This window comes from Croceibacterium ferulae (assembly GCF_003660445.1).
In the GTDB taxonomy this organism is placed as follows: Bacteria; Pseudomonadota; Alphaproteobacteria; order Sphingomonadales; family Sphingomonadaceae; genus Croceibacterium; species Croceibacterium ferulae.
Genome location: NZ_QZVQ01000002.1, coordinates 388,506 through 409,284 on the forward strand (window position 1 = coordinate 388,506; position 20,779 = coordinate 409,284).

The 20,779-nt window shown below is 67.3% G+C and carries 20 protein-coding genes and 1 tRNA gene; 8 read left to right on the forward strand and 13 right to left on the reverse strand.

Features of this window, described 5'->3' with window-relative positions; genetic code table 11:
• Positions 1–62 precede the first annotated feature (62 nt).
• Together D5S08_RS02560 and D5S08_RS02565 are read left to right on the forward strand one after the other, a co-directional pair.
• Positions 63–2,735, forward strand: a complete 2,673-nt coding sequence (locus D5S08_RS02560; RefSeq protein ID WP_121115170.1) for a valine--tRNA ligase — start codon at positions 63–65, stop codon at positions 2,733–2,735.
• A gap of 19 nt (positions 2,736–2,754) precedes the next feature.
• Positions 2,755–3,489 (forward strand): 7-carboxy-7-deazaguanine synthase QueE, encoded by a 735-nt coding sequence (locus D5S08_RS02565; RefSeq protein ID WP_121115172.1) that lies wholly within the window; start codon positions 2,755–2,757, stop codon positions 3,487–3,489.
• 6 nt (positions 3,490–3,495) lie between these two features.
• Here D5S08_RS02565 and D5S08_RS02570 read toward each other — a convergent pair whose 3' ends face one another.
• The 5 genes from D5S08_RS02570 to D5S08_RS02590 all read right to left on the reverse strand — a co-directional run bounded on the left by D5S08_RS02570 (position 3,496) and on the right by D5S08_RS02590 (position 9,650).
• The gene (locus D5S08_RS02570; protein ID WP_121115174.1) at positions 3,496–5,130 is read right to left on the reverse strand and encodes an ATP-binding protein; all 1,635 of its coding nucleotides are present in this window, start codon (positions 5,128–5,130) and stop codon (positions 3,496–3,498) included.
• A gap of 78 nt (positions 5,131–5,208) precedes the next feature.
• Positions 5,209–5,967, reverse strand: a complete 759-nt coding sequence (locus D5S08_RS02575) for a TIGR02186 family protein (protein WP_121115176.1) — start codon at positions 5,965–5,967, stop codon at positions 5,209–5,211.
• Entirely contained in the window at positions 5,964–6,878 is a 915-nt protein-coding gene (locus D5S08_RS02580) for a sulfite exporter TauE/SafE family protein (protein WP_121115178.1), read from the reverse strand. The genes D5S08_RS02575 and D5S08_RS02580 overlap by 4 nt, the downstream gene beginning before the upstream one ends.
• Before the next feature lie 55 nt (positions 6,879–6,933).
• Complete coding sequence (locus tag D5S08_RS02585; protein WP_121115180.1) at positions 6,934–8,214, reverse strand: hypothetical protein; 1,281 nt, start codon at positions 8,212–8,214, stop codon at positions 6,934–6,936.
• Positions 8,211–9,650, reverse strand: a complete 1,440-nt coding sequence (locus tag D5S08_RS02590; protein WP_121115182.1) for a glycosyl transferase family protein — start codon at positions 9,648–9,650, stop codon at positions 8,211–8,213. Before D5S08_RS02590 ends, D5S08_RS02585 begins: the two co-directional genes overlap by 4 nt.
• Before the next feature lie 147 nt (positions 9,651–9,797).
• Between D5S08_RS02590 and nhaA the strand changes: the two genes are divergently transcribed.
• On the forward strand, positions 9,798–10,994 hold the full coding sequence (nhaA, locus tag D5S08_RS02595) for a Na+/H+ antiporter NhaA (RefSeq protein WP_121115184.1): 1,197 nt from the start codon (positions 9,798–9,800) through the stop codon (positions 10,992–10,994).
• 12 nt (positions 10,995–11,006) lie between these two features.
• On the opposite strand, the gene D5S08_RS02600 is transcribed toward nhaA, so the two are convergent.
• Together D5S08_RS02600 and D5S08_RS17075 are read right to left on the reverse strand one after the other, a co-directional pair.
• Positions 11,007–11,315, reverse strand: a complete 309-nt coding sequence (locus D5S08_RS02600; RefSeq protein WP_241557194.1) for a DUF3297 family protein — start codon at positions 11,313–11,315, stop codon at positions 11,007–11,009.
• Between the two features lie 48 nt (positions 11,316–11,363).
• Positions 11,364–11,726, reverse strand: a complete 363-nt coding sequence (locus D5S08_RS17075) for a hypothetical protein (protein WP_121115188.1) — start codon at positions 11,724–11,726, stop codon at positions 11,364–11,366.
• 140 nt (positions 11,727–11,866) lie between these two features.
• Between D5S08_RS17075 and D5S08_RS02610 the strand changes: the two genes are divergently transcribed.
• Positions 11,867–11,951 (forward strand) — tRNA-Leu (locus D5S08_RS02610).
• Positions 11,952–12,015: 64 nt separating this feature from the next.
• Positions 12,016–13,590: a trigger factor gene (gene tig, locus D5S08_RS02615; protein WP_121115190.1), complete on the forward strand. Its 1,575-nt coding sequence runs from the start codon at positions 12,016–12,018 to the stop codon at positions 13,588–13,590.
• Positions 13,591–13,659: 69 nt separating this feature from the next.
• Here the strand turns inward: tig and D5S08_RS02620 are convergent, their stop codons facing one another.
• Complete coding sequence (locus D5S08_RS02620) at positions 13,660–14,424, reverse strand: glutaredoxin family protein (RefSeq protein WP_121115192.1); 765 nt, start codon at positions 14,422–14,424, stop codon at positions 13,660–13,662.
• A 73-nt stretch (positions 14,425–14,497) separates the two neighbouring features.
• Between D5S08_RS02620 and D5S08_RS02625 the strand changes: the two genes are divergently transcribed.
• From D5S08_RS02625 to clpX, 3 genes are all read left to right on the forward strand, one after another.
• Positions 14,498–14,911 carry a MerR family transcriptional regulator gene (locus D5S08_RS02625; protein ID WP_121115194.1) on the forward strand — a complete coding sequence of 138 codons (414 nt, stop codon included), beginning with the start codon at positions 14,498–14,500 and terminating at the stop codon, positions 14,909–14,911.
• Positions 14,912–15,016: 105 nt separating this feature from the next.
• Complete coding sequence (locus D5S08_RS02630; protein WP_121115196.1) at positions 15,017–15,709, forward strand: ATP-dependent Clp protease proteolytic subunit; 693 nt, start codon at positions 15,017–15,019, stop codon at positions 15,707–15,709.
• A 280-nt stretch (positions 15,710–15,989) separates the two neighbouring features.
• Complete coding sequence (gene clpX / locus D5S08_RS02635) at positions 15,990–17,258, forward strand: ATP-dependent Clp protease ATP-binding subunit ClpX (RefSeq protein WP_121115482.1); 1,269 nt, start codon at positions 15,990–15,992, stop codon at positions 17,256–17,258.
• Positions 17,259–17,526: 268 nt separating this feature from the next.
• Here the strand turns inward: clpX and D5S08_RS02640 are convergent, their stop codons facing one another.
• From D5S08_RS02640 to tatA, 5 genes are all read right to left on the reverse strand, one after another.
• Positions 17,527–18,453 carry a cation diffusion facilitator family transporter gene (locus D5S08_RS02640; protein WP_121115198.1) on the reverse strand — a complete coding sequence of 309 codons (927 nt, stop codon included), beginning with the start codon at positions 18,451–18,453 and terminating at the stop codon, positions 17,527–17,529.
• A complete protein-coding gene (mtgA, locus tag D5S08_RS02645) occupies positions 18,453–19,124 on the reverse strand; it encodes a monofunctional biosynthetic peptidoglycan transglycosylase (RefSeq protein ID WP_121115200.1) in 672 nt (223 codons plus the stop codon). Before mtgA ends, D5S08_RS02640 begins: the two co-directional genes overlap by 1 nt.
• Positions 19,125–19,196: 72 nt before the next feature.
• A complete protein-coding gene (gene tatC / locus D5S08_RS02650; RefSeq protein WP_121115202.1) occupies positions 19,197–20,021 on the reverse strand; it encodes a twin-arginine translocase subunit TatC in 825 nt (274 codons plus the stop codon).
• Complete coding sequence (gene tatB / locus D5S08_RS02655) at positions 20,018–20,473, reverse strand: Sec-independent protein translocase protein TatB (RefSeq protein WP_121115204.1); 456 nt, start codon at positions 20,471–20,473, stop codon at positions 20,018–20,020. The genes tatC and tatB overlap by 4 nt, the downstream gene beginning before the upstream one ends.
• A 26-nt stretch (positions 20,474–20,499) precedes the next feature.
• Positions 20,500–20,757 carry a twin-arginine translocase TatA/TatE family subunit gene (tatA, locus tag D5S08_RS02660; protein WP_421757442.1) on the reverse strand — a complete coding sequence of 86 codons (258 nt, stop codon included), beginning with the start codon at positions 20,755–20,757 and terminating at the stop codon, positions 20,500–20,502.
• Positions 20,758–20,779: the final 22 nt, after the last annotated feature.

A 20,779-nucleotide genomic window follows, 5' to 3' on the forward strand; every position in this document is an offset into this window, starting at 1 on the left:
CTTGTGGCACAACCCAAGAGAATTGCCTTGTCCTCCACCGTGTCGCTAAGGCGTGAGGCAGCATGACCGACACCATCACCCCTGCCGCCCAAGCCGCCGCCGAGTCCGCCGGAGAGCTGGCCAAGACCTTCGACCCCGCCGCGATCGAGCCGCGCTGGTATGCCGATTGGGAGAATTCCGGGGCGTTCCGCCCGCATCGGCCGGACGCCGCGCCCTTCACCATCGTAAACCCGCCGCCGAACGTGACGGGATCGCTGCATATCGGCCATGCGCTTGATAACACGCTGCAGGACATTGTGATCCGGCATGAACGGCTGAAGGGCAAGGATGCGCTGTGGGTCGTCGGCACCGATCACGCAGGCATCGCCACCCAGATGGTGGTGGAACGCAATCTGGCGAGCCAGGGCCTGAAGCGCACCGACATGGGGCGCGACGCCTTTGTCGATCATGTCTGGGAATGGAAGGAACAGTCCGGCGGCGCGATCACGCGGCAGATGCGGCGGCTGGGCTTCTCCATGGACTGGTCGCGCGAACAGTTCACCATGGACCCGCATTTCACCCGCGCGGTGGTCAAGGTGTTCGTCGACCTGCACCGGCAGGGGCTGATCTATCGCGACAAGCGGCTGGTGAACTGGGATCCGGCGCTGAAGACCGCGATCAGCGACCTGGAGGTGGAAACGCGCGAGGTGCAGGGCCATTTCTGGCACCTGACCTACCCCCTCGCCGATGGCAGCGGGACGATCTCCGTCGCCACCACCCGGCCCGAGACCCTGCTGGCCGACATGGCGGTGGCCGTGCATCCGAGCGATGAACGCTATGCCGCGCTGCTGGCGCGCGGTGCGCAGGTGCGCCTGCCGATCACCGGCCGCCTGGTCCCCATCGTGGCGGACGAGCATGCCGATCCCGAGCTCGGCAGCGGCGCGGTGAAGATCACGCCCGGGCATGACTTCAACGATTTCGAGGTCGGCAAGCGTGCCGGGATCAAGGCGGCGGACATGCTCAACATGCTCGATGCCGAAGCGCGCATCTGCCAGACGGCGGACGAGCTGATACCGGCGGAGCTCCTCGGCATGGACCGCTTCGATGCCCGCCGTCGGATCGTGGAGCTGCTGGACGCCGAGGGGCTGCTGGAACGGGTCGAGGACCGCACCATCGCCACCCCCTATGGCGACCGTGGCGGTGTGCCGATCGAACCCTGGCTGACCGACCAGTGGTATGTCGATGCCGAAACCCTGGCCCGCCCCCCCATCGAGGCGGTGCGCGACGGCCGGGTGGAGATCGTGCCCAAGACCTGGGAGAAGACCTTCTTCAACTGGATGGAGAACATCCAGCCGTGGTGCGTCAGTCGGCAGCTGTGGTGGGGTCACCAGATCCCCGCATGGTACGGGCCGGACGGTCAGGCCTACGTGGCGGAGACGGAGGAGGAGGCGCAGGCCCTCGCCGGCAATCTGCCGCTGACCCGCGACCCCGATGTGCTCGACACCTGGTTCTCCTCCGCCCTGTGGCCCTTCGCCACCCTGGGCTGGCCCGACCGGACCGACCTGCTGGACAAGCACTACCCCAACGACCTGCTCGTTTCCGGGTTCGACATCCTGTTCTTCTGGGATGCGCGCATGCTGATGATGGGCATGCACTTCATGCCCGAGGCGCCGTGGAAGCAGCTGTACCTGCACGGTCTGGTGCGTGCGGCCGATGGCGCGAAGATGAGCAAGTCCAAGGGCAATGTGGTCGATCCGCTGCTGCTGATCGACAAATATGGCGCGGATGCCCTGCGCTTTTTCATGGCGGCGATGGAAAGCCAGGGCCGCGACGTGAAGATGGATGAAAGCCGGGTGGAGGGATATCGCAACTTCGCCACCAAGCTGTGGAACGCCACCCGCTTCTGCCAGGCCAACGGTATCGGCGCATCGCAGACGCTGGCGGCGCCGTCGGCGACCAGTGCGGTGAACCGCTGGATCGTGGGCGAGGTGGTGAACACGCGGGCCGCGCTCGACAAGGCGATGGCCGAACGGCGCTTCGACGCGGCGGCCAATGCGATCTACCAGTTCGCCTGGGGCACCTTCTGCGACTGGTATCTGGAGCTGATCAAGGGCCAGATCGACGAGGAGACCAGGGCCGTCGCCGGCTGGGTGCTGGACCAGATCCTCGTCATGCTGCACCCCTTCATGCCCTTCATCACCGAGGAACTGTGGCACGCGCAGGGGGCACGTGCGAACGCCCTGATCGTCGCCCGCTGGCCCGAGCCGCAGGCGGCAGTGGACCCGGCTGCCAAGGCGGAGGTCGAGTGGCTGATCGGCCTCACCACGGCCTTGCGCGGCGCCAAGAACGAGCTCGGCATTGCGCCCGGCGCCCGGCTGGAGGCGTTCCTGCCCGCACCGTCCGCCACCGCGCAGGCAGTGATCGGCGGATCGATGCCAGCGATCGAGCGATTGGCGCGCCTGTCCGCCATCCACTCCACACCCGCGCCCGACGGCCCGGCCATGCAGGTATCGGCAGGGGCGGACCTGTTCGTGATTCCTCTGGAAGGGGTGATCGACATCGCCGCCGAACAGGCCAGGCTGGCCAAGGCCAGGGCGGAATCGGAGAAGGAGCGGGACAATCTGGCCAAGCGGCTGGGCAATCCTGCCTTCGCCGAAAAGGCCAAGCCGGAAGCGGTGGAGAAGGCCCGGGCCGATCATGCGCATCACGCGGCGGAGGTCGACCGCTTGACCGCGGCGCTGGCGCGGCTGGGCTGAGGCGCGCCGCGCAGATCACATGTCGCTGGTCCTTGCCACCACCACGCCGGGTGAGCCGGAAATCTTCGCCTCCTTGCAGGGCGAAGGGCCGAGCATCGGGCGCAGCGTCGCCTTTGTGCGACTGTCGCGCTGCAACCTGGCGTGCCGCTGGTGCGACACGCCCTACACCTGGCACTTCACCGGCGACAATCGGCCGCATCGCGACGGCATGACGCATGACCGGGCGGCCAACCAGCTGACCCTGCCCGAAGAGGAGGTTGCCGCCCGCATCGCCGCTTTCGCCAAGCCGCGGCTGGTCGTCACCGGCGGGGAACCGCTGCTGCAGGGCAAGGCGCTCGCCCGCATGCTGGCGCTGCTGCCGGGCATGGCGGTGGAAGTGGAAACCAACGGGTCAGTGGCGCCGCACCCCGATCTGGACCCGCTGATCGGCCAATACAATGTCAGCCCCAAGCTCGCCCATTCGGGCAACCCCGCCGATCTGGCGCTGCCGCCCGAACGGCTGGCGCACTGGGCCAGCGATCCGCGCGCGATCTTCAAGTTCGTGATTGCCGAGCCGGAAGACCTGCCGGAGGTGCTGTCGCTGGCCGAGCGGTATGCCATCGCTCCGCAACGTATCTGGTTGATGGCGGAGGGCACTGACAATGCCACGCTGGCCGCGCGCCAGGGCTGGCTGGCGGAGTTGTGCCTGCGCCACGACATGAACCTGTCCCCGCGCCTGCACATCGCGCTGTATGGCGACACGCGCGGCACCTGAGCGGGATCAGCGCCCCTGCGCGCGCCAGCGGCGCACCGTGCGCGCGATCGCCTCGCCACCTTCCGCCGGCTGCTGCCACAAGGCGCTGAACAGCGGGTCGGCGCTGGCCGGGCGGCGGTGCTCTTCCAGATCGGCGAAGCTGACGCGCATGGGCACGGCCACGCCCTCCCCGCAGATGATCGCCTCCCGGTTGCGCAGCGCCGGAATGGCGTCGAGGAAGCCGCGCGCCCCTTCCGGCATGGCGGAGCGGACGAAGGCCTGATCGCGCTCGTTGTTCAGCCGCATGGCAATGATCGTGCCGCATTGCGACAGCACCCCTTCGGCAAGATCGCTAGGCCGTTGGGTGATCAGGCCCAGCGCGATGCCGTATTTGCGCCCTTCCTTGGCGATCCGGCTGAGCACCTGGCCGACGCTGGAACCGTGCGCCTGCCGTTCGCTGGGGACGTAGCGATGCGCCTCCTCGCACACCAGCAGGATGGGGCGCAGCGCTTCCCCCCGGCTCCAGATCGCGTGGTCGAATACCATCCGGCTCAGCACCGCGACCACGGTGGCGGTGATGTCGGATGGCACGCCCGACACATCGATGATGGTGATCGGGCGGCCATCGCCATCCATGCGGAACAGCCGGGCGACCAGTTCCGCCATGGTGTCCGCCACCAGCATGCCGGAGAACATGAACTGGTAACGCGGATCGCCCTTCAGCTCCTCAATCTTGGCGCGGATGCGCAGAAAGGGGGCGCTGCTGCTCGCCTTGTCGAGCTGGCCCATCTCCTCGTTCAACAGCCGCAGCAGATCGCTCAGCAGATAGGGGATCGGCGAATCGACCGTGATCCGCCCGATCTCCGCCGCCAGCCGATTCTTGCCCCTTGCGGCCAGCAGGCAGCGGGCCAGGATGTCGGCATCCTCCTGCCGGTCGCTGCCGGTCGTGGTCAGGAACACCTCGCAATGTTCGGCGAAGTTCATCAGCCAGTAGGGCAGCTGCAGGTTGCCGACGTCCAGCACCATGCCCCGCTCCTGGAAGGCGGCGCCATATTCGCCATGCGGGTCGATCATCACGACATGGCCGTGGGGTGCAGCATCGCAGATGCGGTGCAGGATCAGCGCGGCGGCAGTGGACTTGCCGGTGCCGGTGGAGCCCAGCAGTGCGAAATGCTTGCCCAGCAGCGCGTCGATGAACAGGCCCGCGCCGACGGTGGCGGTCGGGTGCACGGTGCCGACCGTGATCGCGGCCCGCCCGGCCGGATCGTAGATACGTTCAAGCTGCGCCGTGGCGACTGGATGAACGGTGCTGCCCGGCAGCGGATAGCGGGTGACCCCGCGGCGGAATGTGCCGCCGGTTGCACCATCGGTCCCTTCGCCCATCAGGTCCGCGATCGCGGTGATGGCGCCGTCTACCTGCTGCAGATCCCGCAGGGAAGCCAGCAGCCACGCGCCGTCCGGGCCCGCGATGCGGATCGCGCTGCCGACCTGCCCGGCCATGGCGATCGCGGGATCGTCGCTGCCGGCGCATGCCGCCAGTGCCGCATCATCCAGCACCAGCCGGGCCTGCGCGCCGGATATCGCCTGCACGGTGCCGATGGCCAGCGCCTCCGCCGGCAGGGCGGCGGCGACCGGCCAGGGCTGCGGGGAAAACTCGCTCATGGGCCATCCTTCGTGCCGGCGTGGCCCCGGACGATAGCCGGCAGGTCTAAACAGGCCCTAAATGTCTGAAAGGGCGGATCAGACCAGCGCGAACAGCCGCCCGGCCGCCCAGCCGGTGAACAGCGCCAGCAGCACGACGCAGATGCCGTACAGCAGGCCGGAATCCTGCGACCGGTCGGCCACCAGCTTCTCGAACCCTTCCTTGCTGACCTCCACATCCGCAATGGCGGAGGCGATCACCCGGCCCCGCTGGATGGCGAAGGTCTCGGCGGTGTAGCTGCCGGTGATCACGTTGGAGGGGACGGCAATGCGCGCCTGGTACAATACGTCCTGGCTGATAGAGACGCCGCGGCCGTCCTCCTTGTACAGCCCCTGCTGTCGTCGCAGTTCGACCAGCCCGGTGGAAAAGCGCGCCTGCTCCTCCGGCTCGATCAGGCCGGTGGGAGACAGCTGCATGAAGTCGAGCCCCAATTCGTAGATCGCGGCGGTCCGTTCGTCCACGATCTCGCCGATCGGGCGGGAGGATGCGACGGCGAAGAAGGACGGGGCGGAGCGAAAGGCGGTGCTGTCGGCATTGACCCAGATGCCCAGCCGCTTCTGCTTCTCGCGCACCAGCATCGCCTCCGTCGGGCCCTTCAGCACCACCACGATGTCGTAGGGCTCGGTCGCGCGGCGCCCCTGCGGATCCAGGATGGCGCCATACAGCAGCAGTTCGGTGCCGGTGAAATCCTGCCGCACCTCGATCCGGCTCTGCGAAACGGCGGGGACCAGCACGGGATCGCGCTGCGCGGTCAGGGCCAGGAAGCTCAAGACCAGCAGCAGCAGCCGGCCGCTCACAGCTCGATCACCGTATAGACCGCGTCGGGCCGCACCCCCAGGCCGAAGGCCATGCGCAGCGCGATGCCCAGCACGATCAGCGCCAGCACCAGCCGCAGCAGTTCCGGCTTGGCGGTCACCGCCAGGCGGGTGCCGATCTGCGCCCCGGTGACCGATCCGATCAGCAGCAGGCCGGCCAGCACGATGTCCACCGCGCGGGTGGTCAGCGCATGCATCATGGTGGTGGCGACCGTCACGAACAGGATCTGGAACAGCGAGGTCCCGACCACGACCTGCGCGCTCATGCCCAGGATATAGAGCATGGCCGGCACCAGGATGAAGCCGCCGCCGACCCCCATCAGCATGGTCAGGATCCCGACCACCACACCCAGGATCAAAGGCGCGAGCGGGGAGATGTAGAGGCCGGATTTGTAGAACCGCCAGCGCAGCGGCAGGCTGGCGACCAGCGGGTGATGCCGCCGCCGCTTCGCCCGGCGGGGTGCGCCCGATCGCCCGGCCCGCAGCGTGCCGATGCTTTCACGGCCCATCAGTCCGCCGATCGTGCCCAGCAGCACGACATACAGGATGTTGATTACCGTATCGATCTGGCCCCAGGATTGCAGCAGGCGGAACAGCAGCGCGCCGATCCCCGCGCCCACGATGCCGCCCACCACCATCACCGCGCCGATCTGCGGATCGACCCCGCCGCGCCGGCGATGCGCCAGCACGCCCGAGACGCTGGCGCCCGTCACCTGGCTGGCGGCGGAGGCGGCCGCCACTGTAGGTGGCACGCCGTAGAAGATCAGCAGCGGCGTGGTCAGAAACCCGCCCCCGACGCCGAACAGGCCGGACAGGATGCCCGTGCCGGCCCCGAGCAGCACGATCACCAGCCCGTTCACTGACAGGTTCGCGATCGGCAGGTAAACATCCATCAGCCATGCCTAGCCCAAGCGGCGGCATGTTTGAAGCGACGGGACGCGTCGGCGGTCAGAAACCGGCGGAGATCGTCACTGCCGGGCCGGATGCCGGCTCCGCATTGCCGGCCACTCGCAGGCGGTAATCGGCGGCCACCCGCCCACGCAGGCCCCTGATGCCGAAGCCGACGCTGGCGCTCGGCCCCACATCCAGTCGATTGCTGCCCCTCTGTGCCCCGCCCCACACCGCTGCGCCGACACGCAGCTGCGCGCGGCCGCCGTCTACCAGCGGACGGTCCAGGCGGGCCTGGCCGTCGACAAAGGCACTCGCGAAGTCACCGCCGACATAGCCGGCCTGGACATAGGCCTCACCGACCGTGCCGCCCGGCAAGGCCACAGGCGGCAGTTCGGTCACCGCGAAGGCGGCCGGGCGCAGCTGGCTGCCCGTCAGATTGTCGTTCACCCGCAACTCCGCCGCCAGCCGCACGGGCACACCCGGCAGCGGGCGCACCGCTGCACCCGCCGCGACCTCCTGCTCCCGCGCGCCGGCCAGCGCGGTGCTCCCGCGCAGGTAAAGCTGCGGCGAGAAGCCCCCGATGGCAGGTGTCAGGCGATACCGCAGCACGGCGCCGGCCTGGCTGCGGCCATAGGACGGCCTTCCGGGTGTCAGCGACGTGGCGGTGCCGTCCCGCAGCAGCACCCAGGCATCGGCGCTCCAGCGCGCGGCGCCGGCCGTGCGCGGCAGTGGCGCGATCGTCGCCCCGACCGCCGCCTGCGGCACGCCCGGCCGCGGCGGGAGAGCTGCGGTCGTCGGTTGCGTCCGTGCAGGCGCGGGCGGGCTGCCGGCACCCGGCTGCAGATAGGCAAGCAGCATCTCCGGCACTTCCATCTGCGCCAGTCCGGCGAGCATCAGCAACTCGCTGCCGATCAGCGTGGCAGGCGCCATGTCGTGCGACTTGCCACCTGCGGGCGGCACCACATCTGCGACCTGCCGCATCTGCCAGGGGATCGCGGTGAGACGCGCCACGCGTGCGGTGCCCGTCCTGTCCAGTACGGTCAGGCGCTGCCAGCCCGGACGCTGCGGGACTGGAGCCGGCAGGGGGCGCTGCAGCCAGCCGCTGCCGGTGTCGCCATCGCTCGGCCCGGTTGGTTCATCCGTTGTGCCGGTGGCGGGAGCCGAGCCAGGGACGCTTCCGACAGCCGGCTGCACCAGCTCCGCCACAGCATCTTCTGCCGGAAAGGGCGATTCCCAGCTGACCGCCCGCAACCCGCACCAGCCCAGCACCAGCCCACCGAGCAGCAGCAGCGGCTGCCCGCGAAAGGCGGTCCTGGAATTGACGGGTCGCCGGCTCACGAGAATGCACGGTTCCGGCGATAAGGCGCGACGCGATCGGCCATCGTGCTGGGATGAGCGTGATGGTGCGTCTTGTCCCACTGCGGCGCTGCGCCCCGAAGGGTGCGGACATAGGCCACCAGCGCCCGGCGACCCGCCATGATGGCGATGATGTTCGACAACGGGATGCGCAGCACGGCGCGCAGGCCTTCCGCCGGGCCGTATTCGCGCGTGGTGAACAGGTAGCGGGAGCCGGCGCGCCAGAGGAAGCTGGCAAAATTGATCGCCAGCAGCCACTTCGCCGTGGTGCCGATCGCGAACGGATGGTCATAACCGGCCAGGCTCGCGACCCACAGTCCGGTGCCCAGCGCCAGCAAGGTATAGGCGGTGAACAGCACCAGAGCGGACAGCGGACCACGCCGGTCGCGCATGCGCATCCATGCCTCCCCCATCCCGGCTCCACTGGCCCAGCCCATCCGGTCCCAGCCCTGCAGCGCGATGCCGTGGACCCAGCGCGCCTTCTGCCGCACCGACTGGTCCAGCTGTGCCGGGAAGCAGGCGCGGGTGGCGATCAGGCGCCCATCCTCGCCGCGCACCCGCAGAAAGCGCGATCGCCCGCCAGCGGCCTTGATGCGCAGGCCCAACTCGTAATCTTCGGTCAGCGAGTCCACGGAGAAGGGGCCGGCAGCACCCGCCGTGGTCGCCATCTCGTCCGCGATGCGCGCCAGCATGGTGCGGGAGAACGCGCAACCCACGCCGGCGGACGGCAGCGATGCGGACAGGGCATCGCGGACGACCATGGCCTTGCCATGCGCCTCGGCAAATTCCTCGCAGTAGTGGCTGCCAACCCAGCGCGAACGCGCCTGCGGTTCGGGCAGGACGGGCAGCTGCACGAACTCCGCCTCGGCAATGGCGCGGTCCAGCAGGGCCAGCCCGGCCGGATCGACCATGTCTTCCGCATCGTGCAGCACCACCATGCGGAAGGAGTAGCCGCCGCGCTGCTCGTCCTGCTCCATGGCGGTGTACAACCGGTTCAGGCAGTCCGCCTTGGTCGTGGGGCCCGCGCGGTCATGCACCACCAGGCGCACCCGCGGATCGCCGCCGGTCCCGCGGATGATCGCTTCCACCGTGCGCGGATCGTTGCAATAGCAGCCGACATACAGACGCAGGGCATCGTGCGGCCATGCCTTCAGCGTGGTGGCGATGGTGTCGGTAATGACATCGTGTTCCAGCCACGCCGGGATGAACACCGCGGCCCGCCCCGACAGCGCCCGTTCCCCTTCTTCCCGATCGATGGTCCAGTCCGGCACACGACCGGTTACCCGCAGGAAGCCGAACACGGCGTCCACGGCAAGCTCGTCGAGCGCGCCGACGAGGAAGAACACACCTGCAAACAGCAACAGTTCATGCTCGACAAGTGCTGCAAACTGCAGCACCGTCACACCCCCAGAGATCATAGCCCCCGAGACCCTTTTCTGAACGACCCACCGCGGTATTTAGTCGATTGATCCCGCGGGTAAACAATTTTTGTTAGGGTTGCGGGAACCAAACTGAAAAAAGTTGGTTTGCCTTGCCCTCCGAAATGTGATGGGCATAAGCGCGGCATGTCGAGAACAAGAATTCTGACCGCCGCGGCACGCCCCTTGCAGGCGCTGTTCGTCAGTGACGCATTCGGAGGCATCCTGTTGATCGCGGTCGCCATACTGGCGATCGCGGCGGCCAATTCCAGCCTGTCCGAAGCCTACCACCACCTGTTCCATGGGCAACTGGCCTGGACGCCGGTGCCGAAGCTCGACTCGTTGCATCTGTGGATCAACGATGCGCTGATGGCGATCTTCTTCTTCGTCGTCGGACTGGAAGTGAAGCGGGAGATCGTTTCCGGCGCGCTGGCCGACCCACGCAGCCGGCGCCTGCCGGTGCTGGCGGCCGTCGCCGGGATGGCGGTTCCGGCGGTGATCTTCCTGCAGTTTGTCGGCGGCGACCCGGTGCTGATACGCGGTTGGGCGATCCCGGCCGCCACGGACATCGCCTTTGCCATGGGGGTCATCGGCCTGCTGGGCAGCCGCGTGCCGGCATCGCTGCGCCTGTTCCTGCTGACGGTCGCTATCGTGGACGATATCGGCGCGGTGCTGGTCATTGCGTTGTTCTACACCGCCTCGATCGATCTGGGCTGGCTGATCGGTTCGGCCGTGGTGCTTGCCGGGCTGATCGCCATGAACCGGATGCGGGTGGACAGCCTGCTGCCGTTCATCCTGGGCGCGTTGCTGCTGTGGGTCTGCGTGCTCTATTCGGGGGTCCACGCCACCATCGCCGGCGTCGTGGCCGCCCTGACGATCCCCATGCACCGGCGCGACGGAAGCGCCATGCTGATGAAGGTGGAACATGCGCTGGTCGGCTGGAACGCCTACCTGGTGGTGCCCCTGTTCGGCTTCGCCAATGCCGGTGTGGCGCTCGGCGCGATGGGGCTGGACGCCTTCAGCGATCCGCTGCCCCTGGCTGTGGGCGCAGGCCTGGTGATCGGCAAGCAGCTGGGCATTTTCACCAGCGTGGCGATCGCCGACCGGATCGGCTTTGCCAAGCGGCCGGCCGGGGCCAGCTGGGGTCAGCTGTGGGGCACCAGCGTGCTGTGCGGGATCGGCTTCACCATGAGCCTGTTCATCAGCGCCCTGGCCTTCCCCCGCTATCCGCTGCTGGTGGAAGAGGCGAAGCTGGGCATTCTGGCGGGATCGGCACTTTCGGCCGTGCTTGGCTACATCATCCTGCGGGTGGTCACGCCAGCGCCTGCCCGCGCGCGAGCGTGACCAGAGTCGCCGTTACAGGCGGTTGACGGGCGCGTCTTCGCCCAGATCCTCGAACCAGGCCTCCACCGGGCCGGTCAGCTTCAGCGTCAGCGGCCGACCCTTGCGATCCATCGCCTTGCCGGCCTGCACCCGCACCCAGCTTTCGGGAATGCAATATTCCTCGATATTGGTGCGCACCGTGCCCTTGAACCGGATGCCCACGCCGCGGCGCAGCACTGTTTCGTCAAAAAACGGGCTGGCCGGGTCGATCGCCAGCCGGTCGGGCGGGGTCGTGGCGCCTTGCGCGGTGGTGTCGGGCTGGCTTTCGGCCGCGGGAGGCATGTCCTGTTCGTTCATGATTGAGGCCGCTGACACGCGCCGGCGGCAAAATCAATATTGGGGCGGCGGGGTTTCGGCGGGAGCCTCGCCCGGAAGAGACGGCGCCTCGTCCGGAACGGAGCCGGGCTCGTCGATGTCACCGCCGTCCGGGAACACTTCCGGCGGCGGGGCCGGCTCGATCGGATTGGGTGTGTCGGGGACCACCTCGTCCGGCGTAGCACCGGGCTGCAGTTCCTCGTCCTCGGCCGAGCGGTCGCCATCCCACAGCACGCTGCCGGGCGAATCACTGTCTCCATCCGCGTCGGTCAGGGTGGCGGCATCCTGGGCACTGGCATGCCCGTCCAGCGCCGGCGGGGTTGCAGGCGGGATGCTGGGCGTACCGTAATCGTCGGCGGAATAGATGGGGTCGGCCATGGGAAGCACTCCTTTCCCAACCAAACGTGATGCAGGGCACACGCGTTCCCCACAGCGGGTTGCCCTTTCCGGTCCAGCCGATTAAGGGCGCAGGCTTCGCATCGCAGGTGTCTCGCCTGCTGCGCTTCGTCGTGATCCGTGCGGGCGTGGCGGAACTGGTAGACGCGCTGGATTTAGGTTCCAGTATCGCAAGATGTGGGGGTTCGAGTCCCTTCGCCCGCACCAGCGCAGCCGTCGCCGCCGTTCCGCCGAGGTGCCCCGTTCGCTTATGTGTGGAAGGCTTGTTTGAATGCAGATCGTCGAGACCACGAATGAAGGCCTGAAGCGCGCCTATACGCTGACGATTCCGGCCGGCGAGATCGAGGCACGCATCGATGCGGAGATCCAGAAGGTCGCCCCGCAGGTGAAGATGCCCGGTTTCCGCCCCGGCAAGGTGCCGGCCAACCTGGTGCGCAAGATGCACGGGGAGGCCATCCACGCCGATGCCCTGAACACCACCCTGCGGGAGTCAGTGGACACGCTGCTGCGTGACAAGCAGCTGCGCCCGGCGCTGCAGCCCAAGGTCGACATGGCCGAGGGGTATGAGCAGGGCAAGGATGCCGAGCTGACCGTCGAGCTGGAAGTGCTGCCCGACATCGCGGCACCGGCCGTGGACGGCCTGACGCTGGAAAAGCTGATCGTGCCCGCCACGGACGAAGCGGTGGAAGCCGCCATCCGCCAGCTGGCCGACCGGCAGAAGAGCTACACCGATGCGCCCGAAGGCCACGCGGCCGAGGACGGCAACCAGCTGATTATCGACTTCACCGGCAGCATCGACGGTGTCGAGTTCGAAGGCGGCAAGGCCGAGGACCAGCCGCTGGTGATCGGTTCCGGTCAGTTCATCCCCGGATTCGAGGAGCAGCTGTCGGGTGCCAAGGCCGGTGAGGAAAAGACCATCACCGTGACCTTCCCCGCCGACTATCCGGCGGAGAACCTGAAGGGCAAGGACGCCGAGTTCGCCATCACCGTGAAGGCGGTGAAGGTCGAAAGCGAGACGGTGATCGACGACGAGCTCGCCAAGAACTTCGGCCTGGAAGGCCTCGACAAGCTGAAGGAGCTGATGAAGGCCCAGGTCGAGCAGGAAACTGCCGGCCTGACCCGCACGCAGATGAAGCGTCAGCTGCTGGACCGTCTGGCCGCCGATCACGACTTCGCCGTGCCGCCGAGCATGGTGGAAGCCGAGTTCAACCAGATCTGGCAGCAGCTGGAAGCGGAGATCGCGCGCGAGGACGACCCCGAGGCCGCCCGTGCCGAGATCGAGGGTGAGAAGGACGATTACCGCCGCATTGCCGAGCGCCGCGTGCGCCTGGGCCTGCTGCTGTCCGAGATCGGCCAGGCCAATGGCGTGGAGATCAGCCAGCAGGAAATGGGCATGCTGGTGCAGCAGGCGGCGCAGCAGTACCGCCCGCAGGATCGCGAGCGTTTCGTCGAGTTCGTGCGCAACGATCCGATGGCCCTCGCCCAGCTGCGTGCGCCTCTCTACGAGGACAAGGTTGTCGATTTCCTGTTCGACAAGGCCGAGGTGACCGAGCGTGAAGTGACCCGCGAGGAACTGGAAGCCGCGATCGAGGCGGAAGAAGGCGCCGACGCCAAGCCGGCCGCCGACAAGCCCGCCAAGAAGGCTCCGGCCAAGAAGGCCAAGGCTGATGCCGGGGACGCCCCTGCCGCGGAAGCGGCTGACGAGGGCGAGGCCGAGAAGCCGAAGAAGAAGGCTGCTGCCAAGAAGAAGGCAGAGCCCGCCGCCGAGGGCGAGGACGCGGCCGACAAGCCCGCGCCCAAGAAGAAGGCTGCGCCGAAGAAGAAGGCCGAAACCGAAGCGGAATAAGTTCGCTGCGCCCGCCATCCCGGTGCATTGTGCCCGGGATGGCGGCGTTGCCGTGCTGTGCCGCTGCTGTCAGGCAGTTGCGCCCATCCACACGGCCCCCATCCACACGGCCATTGCGATCATCATCAGGTTCTCTGTCAGTGACAGGAACCCCAAGGGCACGTTGCTGGCGCCGCCTACGCAGGCGCATTTCAGCTCCCGCCGGTCGATATAGACCGCCTTCACGACCGACACCGCCCCGATCGTGCCGATGAACAGCGCGATGGGCGCCGACAGCCAGGTCAGCACCCCCGCAATCATCAGCACACCCGCAACCGCTTCGGCGAAGGGGTAGATATACGAATACGGCACCCAGCGCTTCGCCAGCAGGTCGTAGTTCAGGAACATCGTCGCGAAGCTCTCGACATTCTGCAACTTCAGCAATGCCAGCACGGCCATGCTGAAGCCGATGAACCACTCCCCTGCGCGCATGGTGAACATCGTCCCGTAGGCAGCATGGCTGGCCGCCAGCGCCATCAGGGCAGTGAGCGCGAACAGCGCAGCCACCGGCCTGTAAGTGGTGGCCTTTGGATCAGGGACGCTCTTGCCGAGATGCCGGCGCAGGTCATCATACCCCCCGACCCGCTTCCCCGCGATGAAGATCTGCGGCGTCGTCCGGACTCCATGCTCGGTCTTGAACGCGTCCGTTTCCTCCCGCGTGCGCAACCAATGATCCTCGACCACATAGCCCTCCCTGCGCAGGAGATCCCTGGCCTTCAGGCCGAAGGGACAGACATGCTTGTCCATCACCATGCGGTAAAGGATGGCGCGGCGGGGTTCGTTCGGTGAGGTCATGGCGGCAGCTTTCGACTGGGATCCGGTGCTCTGCCACCCATATAGGGTCCGTAGTATGGTACGGAGTCAACCGATGTCTGGAATGACGATCGCCGGGCTGGCCCGCGCGGCGGAAGTAAGTGTCGAGACGGTGCGATATTATCAGCGGCGTGGACTGCTCACCACGCCGGAGCGTCCCGCTGGCGCCGGGCAGGCGGGTGGCATCCGCCGCTATGGCGACGAGCATGTCCGCCGCCTTCGCTTTGTCCGTTCCGCGCAGGCGGCGGGGTTCACGCTGGAGCAGATCGGCGAGTTGCTGGCGCTGGACGCGACCGAGGACCGGGCACGGGCGCGCGAACTCGCCAGGGAGCGGATCGCCGCACTGGACGCCAGGATCGGGGAGCTGGAGAAAGCCCGGGCTTCGCTGCAACGGCTCGCCCATGAATGCAGCACCGGTTCGGCCGGACCTTGCCCGATCCTGACCTCCTTCGAGCATCGCGCAGACTGAGGAGGCGGTCGCCCGGATCGCCTTCGCGCCCGCTGGCTGCAAAGCCACTTGAACCGGCGGCTGGCAGGGGCGACATAGGCGCCCTGTTTGACGGAAGGGTTTGCAATGATCGACGTGTTTGGCGACGCCTATGGTGCACAGGGGCAGTTCCGGCAGGATCCGGTAACAGGTGCCCTGGTGCCGGTGGTCGTGGAAAGCACCAGCCGGGGCGAGCGCAGCTTCGACATCTTCAGCCGCCTGCTGCGCGAGCGTATCGTATTCGTGACCGGTCAGGTGGAGGACAACATGGCGTCCCTGATCGTGGCTCAGCTGCTGTTCCTGGAAAGCGAGAACAGCCAGGACATCTCCATGTACATCAACTCGCCCGGTGGCGTGGTGACGGCCGGCATGGCGATTCACGACACGATGCAGTACATCAAGCCCAAGGTCCGCACCGTGTGCGTCGGCCAGGCCGCGAGCATGGGCAGCTTCCTGCTGGCCGCGGGGGAGCCGGGCATGCGCGTGGCGCTGCCCAACGCCCGGATCATGGTCCACCAGCCCAGCGGCGGCGCACGGGGCATGGCATCGGACATCGAGATCCAGGCGCGGGAGATCCTGCGCATCCGCAAGCGGATGAACGATCTGTATGTGGAATATACCGGCCGCACGCTGGAAGAGATCGAACGGGCGATGGACCGCGATACCTTCCTGGAGGCGGAAGAGGCGCTGAAGTTCGGTCTGGTCGACAAGGTGTTCGCTCACCGGCCGAAGGATCAGGAGACCGGCAAGGAAACCGGCTCCGGCGGGGCGCCGGAGTAAGCCCCACGGCACTTCCGCGCTTTCCTACAGGCAAGCGCCTGCGCCATGCGGATGAGCGATGGCGGCGAATCGGCCCGTCGTGCCTGCGCTGCAGGCCGGCGCGCCGCAGTTCACCGGCAGCGAAGTGTAACCTTATGGCAAGCCTCCGGGCCGATGAAGGTCGGCCCGGGGATCACAAGTTTGCCCAGAATTGCTATTGCGCCACCGCACCTTACATTTGCGATGGCAAATCCCTCCAACCGAATCGTCGGGCATGCCTGCCCGGGATCAGGACGAGAGCATGACTAAATTGAGCGGATCGGACAGCAAGAGCACCCTTTACTGCAGCTTCTGCGGCAAGAGCCAGCACGAGGTTCGCAAGCTGATTGCCGGCCCGACCGTGTTCATCTGCGATGAATGCGTCGAGCTGTGCAACGACATCATCCGGGAAGAGGCCAAGGGCGGCATCGCCGGGCGCAAGGACGGCGAGGTAACCTCCCCGCGCGAGATCTGCGACACGCTGAACGATTACGTGATCGGTCAGGACAAGGCCAAGCGCGTGCTCTCCGTCGCGGTGCACAACCACTACAAGCGGCTGAAGCACAGCGGCAAGTCGGGCGATGTCGAGCTGGCGAAGTCGAACATCCTGCTGATCGGACCCACCGGCAGCGGCAAGACGCTGCTGGCGCAGACGCTGGCGCGTACCTTCGACGTGCCCTTTACCATGGCCGACGCCACCACGCTGACGGAAGCCGGCTATGTGGGCGAGGATGTGGAGAACATCATCCTGAAGCTGCTGCAGGCCAGCGACTACAATGTCGAAAAGGCGCAGCAGGGCATCGTCTACATCGACGAGATCGACAAGATAACGCGCAAGGCGGAAAACCCCTCGATCACCCGCGACGTATCGGGCGAAGGCGTGCAGCAGGCGCTGCTGAAGCTGATGGAAGGCACCACCGCCAGCGTGCCGCCGCAGGGCGGGCGCAAGCATCCGCAGCAGGAATTCCTGCAGGTGGATACGACGAACATCCTGTTCATCTGCGGCGGCGCCTTTGCCGGTCTGGAGAAGATCATCGGTGATCGCCTGCAGAAGCGCTCGATCGGCTTCGGCGCGCATGTCGCCGACCCGGATCAGCGCAAGGTCGGCGAGATGCTGATGAGCACGGAGCCGGAGGATCTGCTGCGCTTCGGCCTGATCCCCGAATTCGTCGGTCGCCTGCCGGTGATCGCCACCCTGCACGACCTGGACGTGCCGGCGCTGGTGATGATCCTGAAGGAGCCCAAGAACGCGCTGGCGAAGCAATATGCCAAGCTGTTCGAGCTGGAAGATGTGAAGCTGACCTTCACGGACGAGGCGCTGGAAGCGATCGCGAAGAAGGCGATCAAGCGCAAGACCGGTGCCCGCGGCCTGCGCTCCATCGTCGAGGCGATCCTGCTCGACACCATGTTCGACCTGCCGGGCATGGATGATGTGACCGAAGTGGTGGTCGATCACGAAGTGGTCGAAGGCCGCAAGGAACCCGTCCGCGTGGTCAGCAGCGAGGGCAAGCAGCAGGAAGCTGCCGCCTGATCAGGCGAGTTGAGGGCCGGGCGGCACCGCATGGGCCGCCCGGCCCTCAACCTTTCGTTCACCGCATATCGTCACGTGGCCTAAATACGTCGCCGGCCATGACGCTCCTGCACCCTGCAGGAGCCTCCGATTGCGCCTTCTCCGACTGCTCCCCGTCCTCGCCTGCGCCCTTGCCCTCGCGGCAGCCCCAGGCGACGTGGCGGCGCATGTCCCTGCGATGATGTCGGTCGGCAGCAACGCCTAGCCCGGCAGCGGCAGAGCGGCCGCTTCAGCGGTGCCCCTGATCCAGCGCACAGGCGGCATGGTCGCCCGCTTCCACCTGTACGGTGGTGTGGCCGATGCCGAAGCGGTGCTCCAGCCGGTGCGCCAGATCGTGCAGGAAGGCATCGCCGCCGCCACCGGCCGGCATGACCAGATGGGCCGTCAGCGCCGTCTCGGTCGTGCTCATCGGCCAGATGTGCAGGTCATGCACCTGCGTCACGCCCGGAAGCCCGGCCAGGAAGCTGCGCACGGCCGCCTCGTCGATCGACGGCGGCACGCCCAGCAGGCCCATGCGCAGGCTGTCCTTCAGCAGGCCCCAGGTGCCCCAGCCGATCGCCGCGACGATCACCAGGCTGGTGACCGGGTCCACCCACCATGCGCCGGTCAGCAGGATGGCGACGCCCGCGATCACCACGCCCAAGCTGACCAGTGCATCGGCCGCCATGTGCAGGAAGGCGCCGCGAATGTTGATGTCGTGCTTGCCGCCACCGGCGAACAGCAGCGCCGTGGCGCCGTTCACCACGATGCCGATCGCGGCCACCACGATCATGGTCCAGCCGGCGACCGGCGCCGGGTCGGCTAGGCGTTGCACCGTTTCGAACAGGATCGCCCCCAGCGCCACCAGCAGCAGCGCGGCATTCGCCAGCGCCGCGAGGATGGAGCTGGACTTGTAGCCCCAGGTGAAGCGCGCACTGGCGGGCCTGGTGCTGGCCACGCTGGCGGCCCATGCGACGATCAGGCTGAGGACGTCCGACAGATTGTGCCCGGCATCGGCGACCAGCGCCATGGAGCCTGACCAGATGCCGAAGCCGGCCTCCACCGCCACGAACAGCGTATTCAGCACCACTCCGATGGCGAAGGCGCGGCCATAGCTCGCCGGCGCATGGTGGTGGCCATGGGCATGGTGGTGATGGTGGTCGTGCGCGCCGCCCATCAGCGGTAGATGCAGCTGTCGAGCCCGTCACGCCGGACGATGCCCAGCCGCGCACGGATGCTGTTGCCATAGCGGCGGGTGAAACCCGACGGGCTGACCACCGACCGTTCCTTGGGCAGCGGCAGGGCCGCCGCCATGCGCGCCGCCTCGCTGGCGGAAAGGCGCGCGGCGGAGTGGTTGTAGTAACGTTCCGCCCCGGCAGCCACGCCATAGGTGCCGATGCCGGTCTCGGCGACGTTGAGGTATACCTCCATGATCCGCCGCTTGCCCCACAGCTGTTCGATCAGCAGGGTGAACCAGGCCTCCAGCCCCTTGCGCAGATAGCCGCCGCCCTGCCACAGGAACACGTTCTTGGCGGTCTGCTGGCTGATCGTCGAGCCGCCCCGGATGCGCCCGCCTTCCATGTTGCGGCGGAACGCCTGCTCGATCGCCTCCCGGTCGAAACCGTCATGGGTGCAGAACTTGGCATCCTCGGCCGCGATCACCGCGCCCACCATCGTGCGGTCGATGCGGCTGAGCGGCTCCCAATCCTTGGTGATGCCATTGGGGTCCATCAGCATGGTGGCGGTGACGGGCACCGGCACGAAGCGGAACAGCAGCACGGCCGCCAGGCTGAGGCCCACGAAGCCGATGGCCAGCCAGATGAGAAAACGCAGGATCGATCCGATCATGGTCCGGAGTGCTAGCGCGTGCCGGGCCGGACCGCAAAGGGGTTGCGGCACATGCCCGGCGGACACGCAGCCTTATTCCGCCGGCGCCTCGTCCAGCTTGGCCTCTGCCTCCCGCGCGGCACGTTCGGCGAGGTCGCGCTTCTCGTAGATCTTCATCAGCACCATTGTGCCTTCGAACAGGATCCACAGCGGTATCGCCAGCATCAGCTGGCTGACCACGTCGGGCGGAGTGATGATCGCGGCAACGATCGTGATCCCCACGATGATGTAGCGGCGCGAGGTCGCCAGTTGCGCGCGCGTGACCAGGCCGGCGCGGTTCAGCAGCATCAACAGCACCGGCAGCAGGAAGCTGATGCCGAAGGCCAGGATGAAGCGCATCACCAGGTCAAGGTAATCGCCCATCGCCGGCAGCGCTTCCTGCTGCAGACCGGCGGACACGCCCTGGAAGCCCAGGAACCAGCGGAACGCGGTGGGCATGACCATGAAATAGGCCAGCGAGGCGCCCATGGCGAACAGGATCGGCGTCGCGATCAGGAAGGGCAGGAACGCCTTCTTCTCCCGCGCATACAGCCCCGGCGCGATAAAGGCCCACAGCTGGTTGGCGATGATCGGGAAGCTGATGAAGAAGGCGGCGAACAGCGCCACCTTGATCTCGACGAAGAACGCCTCGTACAGCTTGGTATAGACCAGCCGCCCCTCCCCGTCCGGGAAGGCCTGCGCCAGCGGCCGGACAAGCAGGGCGAAGATGTCTTCTGCGAAATACATGCAGACGGCAAAGGAGATCGCCAGCGCCACGATCGCGCGCAGCAGGCGGGCGCGCAGTTCAATCAGGTGATCGAGCAGCGGCGCCTGCGTATCGTCGATATCGGCGACGGAAAAGGGTTTCAGCGGCTTCATGCCCGCTGTTCCTCTGCCGACTGCGAAGCGGGCTCAGGCGCCGTTTCCGGATCCGACGGTGCGGGCACGGGCACAGGCGGCGGGGCGATGGCGGCCGGGCTCTCGGGAGCAGGCGGGGCCTCTGCCGTGTCGCTCATGATCGGCTCGGCCTGGACCGGGCGTGGTGCGACCGGCGCAGCGTCAGGCAGGGCGGCTGCCTCTGCTGAGGCAGCGCTGCCGCCCTGCGCCTGCATGATCTGCTCGTTCTGCTCGCGCCATTTCTTCTCCATCTCGGCCATCTCCGATTCGCGGATCATGGCGTCGAGCCCCGCGCGGAAATGGTTGGAAAGGCGACGCATCTGCCCGATCCACTTCCCCGCGGTACGCAGGGCGAGCGGCAGGTCCTTCGGGCCGATGACGACCACCGCCACGACCACGATCAGCAGCAATTCGGTGGCGCCGATGTCCAGCACGCCGGGGCTCTCCGCCTAGGTCCGGGTCAAACCGGGTTCTTGTCGGCGGGCTGCGCGTCGACCACCGTTTCGGCCGGGGTGGCCGTGCGGCTGACCGGCGCCGGCCCTTCGATGCGCTGCGGCGTCACCGGCGGATCGGTCTTCTGGTCTTCTTCGGTCAGACCCTGCCGGAAGCTTTTCACGCCCTTGCCGAAATCACCCATCATCTCGCTGATACGGCCACGGCCGAACAGCACCAGGATGACGAGCGCGATGATCAGGATCTGGAAGGGTCCGATGTTCACGATTGGAAAACTCCGTTGCGTT

Bases quoted from the DNA above. Each gene is read 5' to 3' on its own strand.
- tig (WP_121115190.1), top strand. From the start codon at position 12,016: ATGCAGATCGTCGAGACCACGAATGAAGGCCTGAAGCGCGCCTATACG.
- D5S08_RS02600 (WP_241557194.1), bottom strand. From the start codon at position 11,315: ATGCCTCCCGCGGCCGAAAGCCAGCCCGACACCACCGCGCAAGGCGCC.
- D5S08_RS02580 (WP_121115178.1), bottom strand. From the start codon at position 6,878: ATGGATGTTTACCTGCCGATCGCGAACCTGTCAGTGAACGGGCTGGTG.
- D5S08_RS17075 (WP_121115188.1), bottom strand. From the start codon at position 11,726: ATGGCCGACCCCATCTATTCCGCCGACGATTACGGTACGCCCAGCATC.
- D5S08_RS02560 (WP_121115170.1), top strand. From the start codon at position 63: ATGACCGACACCATCACCCCTGCCGCCCAAGCCGCCGCCGAGTCCGCC.
- D5S08_RS02565 (WP_121115172.1), top strand. From the start codon at position 2,755: ATGTCGCTGGTCCTTGCCACCACCACGCCGGGTGAGCCGGAAATCTTC.
- clpX (WP_121115482.1), top strand. From the start codon at position 15,990: ATGACTAAATTGAGCGGATCGGACAGCAAGAGCACCCTTTACTGCAGC.
- nhaA (WP_121115184.1), top strand. From the start codon at position 9,798: ATGTCGAGAACAAGAATTCTGACCGCCGCGGCACGCCCCTTGCAGGCG.
- D5S08_RS02620 (WP_121115192.1), bottom strand. From the start codon at position 14,424: ATGACCTCACCGAACGAACCCCGCCGCGCCATCCTTTACCGCATGGTG.
- mtgA (WP_121115200.1), bottom strand. From the start codon at position 19,124: ATGATCGGATCGATCCTGCGTTTTCTCATCTGGCTGGCCATCGGCTTC.
- D5S08_RS02630 (WP_121115196.1), top strand. From the start codon at position 15,017: ATGATCGACGTGTTTGGCGACGCCTATGGTGCACAGGGGCAGTTCCGG.
- D5S08_RS02570 (WP_121115174.1), bottom strand. From the start codon at position 5,130: ATGAGCGAGTTTTCCCCGCAGCCCTGGCCGGTCGCCGCCGCCCTGCCG.
- D5S08_RS02640 (WP_121115198.1), bottom strand. From the start codon at position 18,453: ATGGGCGGCGCGCACGACCACCATCACCACCATGCCCATGGCCACCAC.
- D5S08_RS02625 (WP_121115194.1), top strand. From the start codon at position 14,498: ATGTCTGGAATGACGATCGCCGGGCTGGCCCGCGCGGCGGAAGTAAGT.
- tatC (WP_121115202.1), bottom strand. From the start codon at position 20,021: ATGAAGCCGCTGAAACCCTTTTCCGTCGCCGATATCGACGATACGCAG.
- D5S08_RS02590 (WP_121115182.1), bottom strand. From the start codon at position 9,650: ATGATCTCTGGGGGTGTGACGGTGCTGCAGTTTGCAGCACTTGTCGAG.